Raw genomic sequence first — 12866 nt, forward strand, 5'->3', positions numbered from 1 at the left:
TATGACAAAAAAATCATCTTTTATTAATAAAACTACTTCAAGTTCTTTATTGACCCATGCGAATCGTGCGTTCCGAGAGGGCAAATACACTGAAGCTATTAATTTTTATGAAAAAGCCATAAAAAATACTCCAAAGATTGCCCAACTAATTTCAACCAACATAATTCTGGCTAACAAAAGACTAGCTCTCTTAAATGATCAAAAATCAAAGATTAACGCGATTCAGGATGGTCAAGCAAATCGTAATAATTCATCCCTAACTGATAATGTTAATTTTTTTGATTTAAAGGCAAACAAGTATATCGAAGATATAAGATTTTTTAAAAAATTTATCAATGACGATGATTATAATAAAAAATCCAGCAATACTGATTGGGATACCCGAGAATTAATAAGTATTACTTATGCAAATACAAAAATAAAAATTCCAGAGAAGATTTACGTTGTGCCTGCAATAAATAAGCCGAGAAATACGACGCGTTATCGTGCGTACAATCTTGCTGCTCAAATAAAAAATATATCTTCTGTTGAAATCATAGATTACAAAAATCTACCAACTGATTTTTTTGAAAATCTATTGAAAGAGAAAAGTATAGTTATATGTCAAAGGTTAGCACTAACAAGCAAAATAGAGGAAAATTTTTTAAATAAATGTAGAGAGACACCCGCAATTATTATTTATGATATTGACGATCAAATTTTTGATAATTCTGAACTGGAAGATTGGCGAGTTAAAAATTTATTGGCTCCTCCAAAGTCTTATTATAAAGCCATGTTGTATGCAGATCATTTCTTTGTTTCCACAAAAGAACTTAGAAGAAAAATTGAAACTTTATTCAAAAGGCCTACTCATGTTATAAATAATGTAATTAGTCAAGAAGTTATAGATTTATCAAACAAAGCACGTTTAGTATCTAGGGCAAGCAAAAAAGATAAAGATCTTACCTTTACCATTGGATATGGCTCCGGCTCTTTTACACATGACCGTGATCTTTCTGTTGCACTAGAAGGCATTTCGTTATTTTTAGAAAAAAATACCAATACAGTATTTCATTGTGTTGGAGATGTAAATTTGCCTGAATTATTTCAGAAAAAATTTAAAGATCAAATTAAATTCACTCCAAAATGCACCTGGTCAGAGCTGCCTAATATTTTAGCACAGTTTGATATACAAATAATTCCCTTGGAAGCTGTATCTTTTAACGAATATAAAAGTCATATAAGATTTTTAGAATCTAGTATAGTTGGTGTTCCTGTAGTAGCTAGTAATGTTGGTGAGCAATCGCTTACCATTATTAATGGATTTACCGGTATATTAACATCAAATTCTAAAGAAGACTGGTTTGGTGCAATTGATTGGATGTATAAAAATACATTAGCCAGACAGGTTATGGGGGATAATGCGAAAAACTATGTGCATAAATATTGGACTGAACATTCTCATTTGCGCGCAATTAGATTGCGTGAAGTGCTTGAAGATGCAAGCTTAGGATTGTTACGCGACAAAATATCTATTATTGCTGTTATCTACAATCCTTTGCATGATGTTAAGGCCTTGTTTGAATCGATACAATCTCATGTCAATGTTCCGTATGAATTGTTAATTTGGATAAATACCGAATCCGAAGATATAAACAACTATATTCTTGATCAATATAATTCTTCAGCCTACATTATTAATGTAGGCCATAATGTCGGTAAAGCGCATGCTGCAAATCATTTATTTAAAATAGCATCTGAGCGATTTATCGTAGGACTGGATGATGACTATATAGTCCCTGAATTTTGGGCTGAGGGAATGATCTCAGCTACAAAAGCAGTTCCTAAATTAGGTTGGTTATCTACTAATTTAACAAAAGACAGTTCAGGTATTAGAGGCTATGGAAAATCAGCAACATATTCAGGTGGAGTTAGCATTTATTTGCCATCTGGAGTAGGTGGTTGGGTAGTTTTTACTACCGCCTCCAGCAGAGAGTTGATTGGATATTATAAAGAGCATGGACTCTATGGTGGTATTGATGGTGATTTTAATAGAAGAGCAAGGGCACTTGGACTGACAACTGGCTATGTCAGAAATGTAGTTGGGAAGCATAAGACACAACGGGACAATAGCTTAGCTTGGGAACTATTCAAACAACGTATCCAAGATAATATGCGTACGCACGGAAAAGACAGTGATTTAGTAACGGATAAATTTGTTGATTTTTTTGCTGAACGACCGAAGTCATTAACATGCTCTATAAAAATTAGTACATCTGTAACACATAATGAGAATGTTTGGGGGGATACGCACTTTGCCAACAGCCTCAAAGCAGCACTAGAAGAATTAGATTATAGCGTTGACGTTTCTAAACATGAAAATTGGTACTCAAATACGCAAAAACCTGATGTCGTGATTCATTTATTTGGCTTGCATGAATATGAACCAGATCCATACAGTTTAAATATTATTTGGATCATCAGTCATGTAGATAAAATAAATGCAGTTCAATTGAAAAAGTATGACTATGTTTTCTGCGCTTCGAAGAAGACAGAAGATTTAGTTCGGCAGCTTGTTCCAGAGATAAAAACGGAAGTTTTGCACCAGTGTACGGATCATAAAGTTTTCTTTCCCGATGACACTGTTTCAAAAGATATAGATGTTTTGTTTGTAGGCAATTCAAGACGTATCTATAGAGATTCTGTTAAGTATGCAGTTGAATCGAATGTTGATTTACATGTTTGGGGCACCAAGTGGGAACAATTTATTCCAAAAAATTATATAAAAGGTCAATCTATTGCTTCTGATGAAGTAGCTAACCTCTATAGAAGATCGAAAATTGTTCTTAACGATCACTGGGCTGATCAAAATGAGTTTGGTTTAGTCAATAATAGAATTTTTGATGCCTTTGCATGTGGGGCAGCTGTGCTGACAGATGAAAATCAAGGCTTAGTGGATATTTTTGGAAAAATAGAAATTCCAACTTTTAAAGATCAGCGGAGTTTTTCAAAAAATCTTAATCGTTTACTTATCGACGAAAAATGGCGGAATTCTTTAGTTAAATCAGCACAAGAATTTTCTTTAAATCAATCTACATTTAGCGCAAGGGCTAAAATTATTCATAATGCAGTGAAGTTTTTAATAAATTTTTACGTTGATTATAAATCAGAGTTTCTTTATAAATTGAGGAATTTGTCATGAGTGCTTTTAGTGAAATTTTATTGGCCTATCAAGAATCTGTTAATAAGAAAAAATTCTCAGAGGCATTAGAGGCAGCAAAAAAAATGGTGGAATTAAATCCATTAATTATGCGTTCTCATATAATTCTGATTCAAGAATATTTGCGATTAGATGATTTTGATAATGCAAGGGATGCGTGTGAACGTGCTTCTTATTATGATCCAAATTATCCGGATTTAGTTAAGTGGAAAGATAGAGTTAATTTTCTTTTAAAGAAAAGATTGGATTACGAAAAAAAAATAATTTTAATAGAAAATGAACTTGAAAATGATGATTTAAGCTTCGATGTTCTTTATTCATTTTTGCTGATTTGCTCTAAGAGTGGCGATAGAAATAAATTAATTTCTGTATTGAAAAAAATTTGGTTGAAAGATTTGAGCTATCACCAAAGAGCTGCTCTTTTTCCATTTTTGCTTGACTCGCTTTCGGGAGTTTTATTAAATAATTTTCATGATATTAATAAAGTTTTATTTACAAAAATTCGTGCTAAAGACTTGAATAGTATATACTCAATTTCTTCGGAGTCTAATAAAAAACTGCATATTGAAACTCTACAATCATTATACAAAACTCAAATATTTCATGAAATAAAAACTAATGATTTGGTTGAAGTAAGCCCAGTTGGTGAGAATTTACATTGTAAGAGCAATGTTTATTTATTGGTTTCGTTTTTGCCGATTGATAAAACGTCAACACACTTGGCTGCTGTTGCTGAACTAGTACGTATATACCAAAATTTGGGGTGTCAGGTGACGGTTTTTTGTTCATTGCTGAGTCTGTCTGGAACAAGAAACTTAAAACCATTTGATTTGGAAGACTCTGATTTTTATGTGAGAGAGCTTTCAAGGCATATACAAATGTTGAATGGGGGGGAGAAGGTTAATATATTGGCTCCGAATACATCTGCAGTTTGCAGTAGTCTGGAGTTACATTTACTCTCGATAGAAAAATTACTTGCTTCTATAGAATGTTCTTCGTTTAATATTGCAATTGCTTTATCGGGGCCTTTTGCGTGCTATAAATTGATATCGGCATTCAAAAAATTACCTATACGAAAGTTTTTATTTTCTACTCAGGGGGCAGATAATCTGTTTGAGCTAGAAAAGTTTTTTGATTATGTATTGACAGTAGCAGATCTAAGTGATGCTGATCGAAAAAAAATTAAAAGTCACTTTGATATTGAGAAGTTTATAAAACGCAAGGCACCTGTTCCGTTGTTTGCTTGGGAGACTATTTTGGATAATGAGGCCAATGCTGGTCTCCAAGAGCTTATTGATCCAGTAGATATTGCTAATCGGAAAATTGTTATTGTTACTGCTGGTGAAATGTTTTCAAGGCGGATGAATCAAGAATTTCTTGGATTGTTAAATAAGATAACTGATGGTTACGAAGAAGAAGATATTGCTATTTTAATTTTGGGTGACTCAAAAGAGGTTTTGCTAGCTAATTTTCCAGATTTGGAGAGGTTCGTAAAGTCAATCTTTGCTTATCGGGCTGTAGATCGTTTATATTCTTTTTTTTCAAAACTCTCAAGTTTTGATAACGTTGTTTATTTGTATCCAAGACATCCTGGATCTGGTAGGTGTAATGCTTATGCTATCATGGCAGGGTTGCCAGTTGTTTTATTCAAAGGTAATGATATAGGTGATGCCGTGCATGATTACATGCAGCATGATTCAGTTAATTCTATTGTTTTAGATGTTCAGCATTTAATTGCTGATAATAATTTTAGGAAAAATTATATTGATAAATCTATATTGCGTATGAATCTTTATAATAAAGAGGCAGAGCTGAGCATGGAAGAATTATTGGACGTAGAAAAATATCCGGCTAGAATATCCGGCTAAAGAAATTTTTTAAGGTTAAATTTAATTAAATGTGTGTCGAATAAAAAATTAATATGAGTGATAAACCTATTTATGTTACCCAGCCCTACCTCCCTCCGCTGGAAGAATTCACACCGTACCTGCAAAAAATTTGGAATAATAAAATATTAACTAATAGTGGTCTATTTCACCAACAGCTGGAACAAGCACTGTGCGACCATTTGGGTGTTGAGCATGTAGCTTTATTCTCTAATGGCACGCTCGGTCTCATTACTGCCCTGCAAGCTTTGCGCATCACAGGGGAGGTCATCACTACGCCCTATTCCTTCGTTGCTACCGCGCACTCACTGTTATGGAATAGTAATAAGCCAGTTTTTATCGATGTGGAGCCACATACTCTGAATATTGATCCAAACAAGATTGAAGCTTCTATCACACCAAAAACGACTGCCATCATGCCGGTGCATTGCTATGGCAACCCCTGCGATACGGAGGCTATTCAAAAAATCGCTGACAATTACAATTTGCGTGTGATTTACGATGCTGCCCACGCCTTTGGCGTGAAAGATGCCGGTGGTAGCGTCTTGCGCCATGGCGACCTATCTGTGCTGAGTTTTCATGCCACCAAGGTGTTTAACACCTTTGAAGGCGGTGCCATTATTTGTCCCGATGCGAAAACCAAGCAACGCATTGACCATTTGAAGAATTTTGGTTTTGTGGATGAAACAACGGTGGTTGCTCCTGGTATCAATGCCAAAATGAGTGAAATCAACGCAGCTTTCGGTTTGTTACAGCTCAAGCACATGCCCTATGTGATGCAGCGTCGTGCTGAAATTGACACCCAATATCGTACCCAGCTGCAAGATATACCCGGTATTTACTGCTTACCCCAATCCGGCCAAACGGTTGCCAATTATTCTTATTTTCCGGTACTTGTTCAGCCAAGCTACCCTGTGAGCCGCAATGCTTTATACCAAAAACTTCGTGAACAAGGGATTTTTGCACGTCGTTACTTTTACCCATTAATTTCGGACTTTTCCATGTATCGGGCTTTGCCCTCAGCAACACGTGCCAATTTGCCAGTTGCATCTAATGCGGCAGAAAAAGTATTGTGCCTACCTATTTATCCAGCCTTGAGTAGCACTGATGTAGATAGAATAATAGCGGCAATTCGAAAGGGTTGAAATGAAAATTGCATTGATGCAGCCTTATTTTTTTCCGTACATTGGCTATTACCAATTAGTACACTCTGTTGATGAGTTTGTGTTTTATGATGATGCAGCTTTTATTAAACAAGGGTATATTAATAGAAACAGAATTTTGCTAGGCGCAGCGCCTCATAATTTTAGTCTTGCTGTAAAAAATGTAAGTAGCTTCAGGCCAATAAAAAACCATGATTATTTAAACAACTTTTCGAACTTTAAGAGACAACTTTACTCATCTTATTCAAAGGCGCCAAACTTTAAGGATGCCATTCAATTGGTAGAACAGGTGCTTGATGAATCTAACAACAACGTAGCTCATAAAAATGCCTCCAGCATTACAACAATTTTTGATTATTTGGGTATTGAGAAAAAATTCTCATTTTCTTCAGATTTGATAATTTCAGAAGAAATAAGAGGGCAAAATCGAGTGATTGAAATATGTAAATTGAAATCAGCAATTAAATATATTAATTCACCCGGTGGTAAATCTCTTTACAATAAAAAAATTTTTTCGGATAATTATATTGAATTAAGTTTTATTGAGTCTGAAGAAATTAGTTATAAACAAAAAGGCTCAGAATTTACACCCAACTTGTCAATGATTGATATGTTAATGTGGTGCGATAAAGCCTCTATCTTAAAATATTTATCAAATTATAATTTATCGTAAATATTTTTATATATTTTCACTACTGAAATGTTAAATAAAAAAGCAATTGGAGGTTATTTTGAATTAGAACTTCCAAGAAATTTCTCTGAAAAATATCCGAATGCACTCAAGTTTCAGTCTGCACGTGCAGCATTTCTGGCATTGCTTCAGCAAATGCCTCACATCAAGCGCGTTTGGATGCCGTACTACATCTGTGACAGCATGATGATGCCGGTATATGCAGCAGGTAAAGAATTGAGTTTTTATACTATTAATCAACAGTTCAAAATAGAACATCCACCAGAATTATCAGCAAATGATTTACTGCTTTATGTGAATTATTTTGGCATTTGCGACAGTAATGTTTTTGAGGTGATAGCACAATTTAATCCTGAACAAATCATTATTGACTGTTCACAGGCTTTTTATTCTGGCCCATTTCAATGCTTGGCAACTATTTATTCACTGCGTAAATTTTTTGGTGTACCCGATGGTGGGTTGCTTGTTACATCTAAAGACGTAGTATTGCCAGCATGTCAAGACGTAGAAAGTATAAAACGTTGTACTCACTTGTTAGAGCGGTTGGCATTTTCTGCTGAAACTGGTTATGAAAGTTATAAAATGGCTGAAGCCAGCTTGGATGATCCAACGCCGAAGAGGATGTCTCAGCTTACACAAATTATTATGGCTACGATAGATTATTCATTAATTGAGAATAAACGTTCAGAAAATTTTGCTTTTCTTCAAAAAGAACTTGGCTCAACAAATAAAATAAAAATTAAAGATACATCAACGGTGGCTCCACTTTGTTATCCTTACTTGCAAGAAAAAGAGCAATTAAAAGAATTATTAATAAATGAAAAAATATTTATCCCTACTTATTGGCCTGATGTTACATCAAGAATAAATGAGATTTCTTTTGAAAAGCAATTAATTAAAAACATGCTTGCAATTCCTTGTGATCAAAGATATAAAAAATCTGACCTAACTTTAGTTGTTGATTTAATTAAACAGGGAGAAATGTTATGAATATTAAAGGAAAAATTGTTACTTTAAGAGCGCCAGAGTTATCTGATGTTCCAGTTCTTCATGAATGGAGTAATGATCCAGAAATATGGAAAATGCTCGGTGGGTGGCATTTTCCATTTTCTTCAAAATCTACAGAAGAATGGGTAAAAAGTAGAAAAGATAACAATTTAACAGATCACGTTTTTTGCATCGAAACACCAGACGAGGGAGTCATTGGAACAGCAAATATCGTTAATATTGATTGGAAAAATAAAAATGCTTTCCATGGAATGATGATTGGAAAGAAAAATCTTCGAGGCAAGGGCTATGCACTCGATGCTTTGTTTTCAATAATGCGTTATGCTTTTATGGATTTAGGCTTACATCGGCTCGATGGTGATATGATTGAATACAATACAAGATCCATTGAGTTTTATATCAAAAAAGGTGGTTGGAAGCACGAAGGAATTCGGAAAAATTGGTTTTATAGAGACGGGCGTTTTTATGATAAAGTCATTGTGGGTGTTGAGCAAAATGATTATATTGAAATCATAAAAAAATCAAATTATTGGGAATAATTTCTTAAAAAACATCATTGCTATGATTTTCATCACAGGCGGCGCTGGCTTTATTGGTGCCAATTTTGTTTTAGACTGGTTGGCATCTGGTGATGAGCCAGTGCTTAACCTAGATGCTTTAACTTACGCGGGCAATCTGCAAAATTTGGCAACCTTGGTGGGTGATACACGCCATATTTTTGTCCAGGGCGATATTGGCGATAGCAGTTTACTGGTACGTTTATTGGCACAGTACCAACCACGCGCCGTAGTTAATTTTGCCGCTGAGTCGCATGTGGATCGTTCTATCCATGGCCCAGGAGATTTTATCCAGACGAATATTGTCGGCACCTTCCGCTTGTTGGAGTCTGTTCGGGCTTACTATGCACAGTTGCCTGCCACAGACCAACAAGTCTTCCGCTTTTTGCATGTTTCTACCGATGAGGTTTATGGTTCTTTGGCCAAAAACGCCCCACCGTTTGCCGAAACCCATCGCTACGAGCCTAATAGTCCTTACTCAGCCAGCAAAGCGGCTTCTGACCATTTGGTGCGTGCCTACCACCATACCTACGGTCTGCCGGTGTTGACGACCAATTGCTCGAATAATTACGGACCTTACCATTTCCCAGAAAAGCTGATTCCGTTGATGATTGTCAATGCCTTGGCCGGTAAGCCCCTGCCGGTGTATGGTGATGGCATGCAGGTACGGGATTGGCTCTATGTCAAAGACCATTGCAGTGCCATCCGCTGCGTGCTAGACAAGGCTGAACGTGTTTCTGCATACCACCCATGTCGAGGTCAGGTCCAGCTACCGGCTGTATCTGGAGTTCAACAACAACCTGCGCGGTGAAGTAAATTTGATCGACGAGCTGTGGGGCGAGATGTTTGAACCCCTCAAAGACGAGCGCCTGTTTGCCACCGCCCACCAAGACGATGCGCTAGGTACCGTGGTCTGGGCCAATGGTGCCGACCTAGCTCCAGAATTTTTGCTCTATCTTTTACAACAACAAATCCCTCAAGTGGCATGACTACACGTAAAGGCATCATTCTCGCCGGCGGCTCCGGCACCCGGCTGCACCCGGCGACCCTGTCCATCAGCAAGCAACTGCTGCCGGTGTACGACAAGCCCATGATTTATTACCCGCTCAGCACCTTGATGCTGGCTGGTATGCGCGATGTGCTCATCATCAGCACACCGCAAGATACACCACGTTTCCAGCAATTGTTGGGCGATGGTAGCCAGTGGGGCATAAATCTGCAATACGCCGTGCAACCGAGCCCAGACGGGCTGGCGCAGGCCTTCATCATTGGTGAGAGTTTTGTTGCTAACGGCCCCAGTGCTTTGGTATTGGGCGACAACATCTACCACGGCCATGATTTCCAGCCGCTGTTGCACGCTGCCGATACCCAAGCCCAAGGCGCTACGGTGTTTGCTTACCATGTACATGATCCCGAGCGTTACGGGGTGGTGGAGTTTGATGCCACCGGCAAAGCCATTAGCATTGAAGAAAAGCCCCCACAACCCAAGAGCCATTATGCTATTACCGGTCTGTACTTTTATGATAACCAAGTGGTGGACATTGCCAAAGCCGTCAAGCCCAGCCCACGCGGTGAGCTTGAAATCACCAGTATCAACCAAACGTATTTAGAGCTGGGCCAGCTCACGGTGCAAACCATGGGCCGGGGCTATGCTTGGCTGGATACTGGCACCCATGACAGCCTGCTAGAGGCCAGCCACTTTATCGCCACACTGCAACACCGCCAAGGCTTAAAAATTGCCTGCCCGGAAGAAATTGCTTGGCGCGCTGGCTGGATTGATGATGCCCGCTTAGAGCAACTGGCCGCCCCGCTGGCCAAAAACGGCTATGGGCAGTATTTACAACGTTTGTTGATTGAGCGTGTTTGAACCAACCTCCCCGTGGGCGCAGCTGCAAGGTCTAGCGTACCACTACACCCACCACTTTCAAATTGCACAGGTCTTGCAGGCCGACCCGGATCGGGTAGCCGACCTTACCTTACATGCGCCGCATGTGATGGCCGATCTGTCCAAAAACCTGTGGGATGCCCCAGTACGTTCGGCTTTGTTCGCCTTGGCTGAAAGCCGTGGACTGGTGCAGCAGTGCGCCGCCATGTGGGCCGGTGCCGCCATCAACCACACCGAAGGCCGGGCCGTGCAGCATGTGCATTTGCGTATGCCAGCTGGCCAAGGGCTATCTGACAGCGTGCTGCCCGTTCTGGATGTGGCAGAGGATATTGTGCAACAACGGCGTTGGACCCATTTGGTGCATATTGGTGTCGGTGGCTCGGGCTTAGGCCCTGAGTTGTGTTTGCAAGCTTTGCAGCCTTACGCACAGTCCAATATCCAAGTGCATGTGGTCGGCAATGTCGATGGCCACGAGCTGCACCAGGTGTTGGCGCAGCTTGATCCTGCACACACCTTGTTTGTCGTAGTCTCCAAGTCGTGGGGTACCTTGGAGACACGACTCAACGCCCAAGCGGCACGTCAGTGGCTAGAGGCCGATGGTACCCAGCAGTGGGCTGACCATGCGCTGGCCGTCACGGCCTGCCCACAAAAAGCCCAAGCTGAAGGCTATCACCAAGTGCTTACCATGCCCGAAACCGTGGGCGGGCGTTTTTCGCTTTGGTCGGCGGTAGGTTTGCCTTTGGCCGTGATTCTCGGCCGCCAAGGTTTTCAGGATTTACTGCGTGGTGCCCGCGACATGGACGAGCATTTTTACCACGCGCCGCTAGAAAGCAATCTGCCCGTCCATTTAGCAGCATTGGATGTATGGTACGCCACGTTTTTGCAGCTACCCAGCCGCTGCGTGGTACCTTACCACCACGGTCTGCGCCGTTTGCCAGCCTATTTGCAGCAGTTAGAGATGGAAAGCAATGGCAAGCGTGTGGGCACTGATGGCCAACCCTTGCCTTACCTTACCGCGCCTGCAGTGTGGGGTGAAGTGGGCAGCAACAGCCAACACGCATTTTTCCAATGGTTGCACCAAGGCCCACAACGCACGCCCGTAGAATTTTTGCTGGTGGCCAAAGCACAGCACGCTTGGCCAGAACACCAACGTTGGTTACACGCCAGCGCATTGGCACAAGCCAAAGCCTTAATGGATGGCAAACCCGCTGGCCCAGAACAATTGGCCGGACACCAAGATTTTCCAGGCAACCGCCCCAGCAGTATGTTGCTGCTCAAAGATTTATCCCCCACCAGTTTAGGCGCTTTGTTGGCTTTGTACGAGCATCGCACTTTTGCCGCTGGCGTATTCTGGGGCATCAACAGTTTTGATCAGTGGGGGGTGGAGTTGGGCAAGCAACTGGCACAAACCATCGAGCCAGCTTTAGTGCATGGTCAGACGGCGGGCTTAGATGCCTCCACGGCCCAACTGGTACAGTGGCTACGCCATTGGCAACACCAGCCCAGTGCAGATCAAGCGTGTGCGTGATAGCGCAGTCATTTAACAAAAATTTGAGTAATTATGATTAAAAAAGCCGTCTTCCCTATTGCCGGCTTAGGCACCCGGTTTTTACCCGCCACCAAAGCCAGCGCCAAAGAAATGCTACCCGTGGTGGACAAGCCGCTGATCCAATACGCGGTAGAAGAAGCCTACGAGGCAGGCATTCGCCACATGATCTTTGTCACCGGGCGTACCAAGCGCAGCGTCGAAGACCACTTTGACACTGCTTACGAGCTAGAGAACGAATTAGAGTTGGCTGGCAAAGCAGCACTGCTCAAGGTAGCACGCAGTATTGCCCCCGAGGATATGATTTGCACCTATGTGCGCCAGTCGCGTGCTTTGGGCTTAGGCCATGCGGTGCTGTGCGCCAAAGAGTTGGTCGGTTCAGAGCCATTTGCCGTACTGCTGGCCGATGATCTGATGGTGGGCCAGCCAGGTATTACCGCCCAAATGGTGGCCCAATTTACCGAGTGGCACACTAGCTTGTTGGCCGTGCAAGACGTACCACGCGAGCACACCAACCGCTACGGTATTGTGAGTGGCCTACCTGTTGGTGATACCTTGTTGGATGTCAGTGGTATTGTAGAAAAACCAGCCCCCGAAGTGGCCCCCACTACCTTGGCCGTGGCAGGCCGTTATATCCTTACCCCTGGCATCTTCAAAGAGCTGGAAAATCTGCCCCGTGGTGTGGGGGGTGAAATTCAGCTCACCGATGGTATTGCACAACTGCTGCGCCGAGAAAAAGTATTTGCCTATCATTATCACGGTACTCGCTACGATTGCGGCAGTAAGTTGGGTTTTCTGCAAGCCACGGTCGATTTGGCTGAGCAACACTCTGAAGTAGGGTCAAGCTTTAAGCAGTGGCTTCAAAACAGAGCCGCAACACCCCAAACGGCACCGCAAGCGTAACTGCCATCATTAAACACCCTACAGATTA

Annotated in this window: 11 protein-coding genes; all 11 read left to right on the top strand. The window is 41.1% G+C overall.

Annotated features, from left to right (window positions below; genetic code table 11):
• The first annotated feature begins 1 nt into the window (after position 1).
• Genes PHX60_RS04200 through galU form a run of 11 tightly spaced genes read left to right on the top strand, consistent with a single transcriptional unit; the run spans position 2 to position 12838 of the window.
• Positions 2-3181 (top strand): glycosyltransferase, encoded by a 3180-nt coding sequence (locus PHX60_RS04200; protein WP_300075127.1) that lies wholly within the window; start codon positions 2-4, stop codon positions 3179-3181.
• Positions 3178-5067 carry a hypothetical protein gene (locus tag PHX60_RS04205; protein WP_300075129.1) on the top strand — a complete coding sequence of 630 codons (1890 nt, stop codon included), beginning with the start codon at positions 3178-3180 and terminating at the stop codon, positions 5065-5067. Before PHX60_RS04200 ends, PHX60_RS04205 begins: the two co-directional genes overlap by 4 nt.
• A 53-nt stretch (positions 5068-5120) precedes the next feature.
• A complete protein-coding gene (locus PHX60_RS04210) occupies positions 5121-6230 on the top strand; it encodes a DegT/DnrJ/EryC1/StrS family aminotransferase (RefSeq protein ID WP_300075131.1) in 1110 nt (369 codons plus the stop codon).
• A 1-nt stretch (position 6231) separates the two neighbouring features.
• On the top strand, positions 6232-6921 hold the full coding sequence (locus PHX60_RS04215; RefSeq protein WP_300075133.1) for a WbqC family protein: 690 nt from the start codon (positions 6232-6234) through the stop codon (positions 6919-6921).
• A 27-nt stretch (positions 6922-6948) separates the two neighbouring features.
• Entirely contained in the window at positions 6949-7929 is a 981-nt protein-coding gene (locus tag PHX60_RS04220; RefSeq protein ID WP_300075135.1) for a hypothetical protein, read from the top strand.
• Positions 7926-8486 carry a GNAT family protein gene (locus tag PHX60_RS04225; protein ID WP_300075137.1) on the top strand — a complete coding sequence of 187 codons (561 nt, stop codon included), beginning with the start codon at positions 7926-7928 and terminating at the stop codon, positions 8484-8486. The genes PHX60_RS04220 and PHX60_RS04225 overlap by 4 nt, the downstream gene beginning before the upstream one ends.
• A 22-nt stretch (positions 8487-8508) precedes the next feature.
• The gene (rfbB, locus tag PHX60_RS04230; protein ID WP_300075139.1) at positions 8509-9315 is read left to right on the top strand and encodes a dTDP-glucose 4,6-dehydratase; all 807 of its coding nucleotides are present in this window, start codon (positions 8509-8511) and stop codon (positions 9313-9315) included.
• Positions 9236-9493, top strand: coding sequence for a DUF2442 domain-containing protein (locus PHX60_RS04235; RefSeq protein WP_300075141.1), 258 nt, complete (start codon positions 9236-9238; stop codon positions 9491-9493). Before rfbB ends, PHX60_RS04235 begins: the two co-directional genes overlap by 80 nt.
• Entirely contained in the window at positions 9490-10371 is an 882-nt protein-coding gene (gene rfbA / locus PHX60_RS04240) for a glucose-1-phosphate thymidylyltransferase RfbA (protein WP_300075142.1), read from the top strand. Before PHX60_RS04235 ends, rfbA begins: the two co-directional genes overlap by 4 nt.
• Positions 10364-11917, top strand: a complete 1554-nt coding sequence (pgi, locus tag PHX60_RS04245; protein WP_300075144.1) for a glucose-6-phosphate isomerase — start codon at positions 10364-10366, stop codon at positions 11915-11917. Before rfbA ends, pgi begins: the two co-directional genes overlap by 8 nt.
• A 33-nt stretch (positions 11918-11950) precedes the next feature.
• Complete coding sequence (galU, locus tag PHX60_RS04250; protein ID WP_300075146.1) at positions 11951-12838, top strand: UTP--glucose-1-phosphate uridylyltransferase GalU; 888 nt, start codon at positions 11951-11953, stop codon at positions 12836-12838.
• Positions 12839-12866: the final 28 nt, after the last annotated feature.

This window comes from Giesbergeria sp. (assembly GCF_028686475.1).
Lineage (GTDB): Bacteria > Pseudomonadota > Gammaproteobacteria > Burkholderiales > Burkholderiaceae_C > Simplicispira.

Excerpts from the sequence above, each read along its gene's own strand:
- PHX60_RS04200 (WP_300075127.1), top strand. The coding sequence starts at position 2 with ATGACAAAAAAATCATCTTTTATTAATAAAACTACTTCAAGTTCTTTA.
- galU (WP_300075146.1), top strand. The coding sequence starts at position 11,951 with ATGATTAAAAAAGCCGTCTTCCCTATTGCCGGCTTAGGCACCCGGTTT.
- PHX60_RS04205 (WP_300075129.1), top strand. The coding sequence starts at position 3,178 with ATGAGTGCTTTTAGTGAAATTTTATTGGCCTATCAAGAATCTGTTAAT.
- rfbA (WP_300075142.1), top strand. The coding sequence starts at position 9,490 with ATGACTACACGTAAAGGCATCATTCTCGCCGGCGGCTCCGGCACCCGG.
- PHX60_RS04215 (WP_300075133.1), top strand. The coding sequence starts at position 6,232 with ATGAAAATTGCATTGATGCAGCCTTATTTTTTTCCGTACATTGGCTAT.
- PHX60_RS04225 (WP_300075137.1), top strand. The coding sequence starts at position 7,926 with ATGAATATTAAAGGAAAAATTGTTACTTTAAGAGCGCCAGAGTTATCT.
- PHX60_RS04210 (WP_300075131.1), top strand. The coding sequence starts at position 5,121 with ATGAGTGATAAACCTATTTATGTTACCCAGCCCTACCTCCCTCCGCTG.
- rfbB (WP_300075139.1), top strand. The coding sequence starts at position 8,509 with ATGATTTTCATCACAGGCGGCGCTGGCTTTATTGGTGCCAATTTTGTT.
- PHX60_RS04220 (WP_300075135.1), top strand. The coding sequence starts at position 6,949 with ATGTTAAATAAAAAAGCAATTGGAGGTTATTTTGAATTAGAACTTCCA.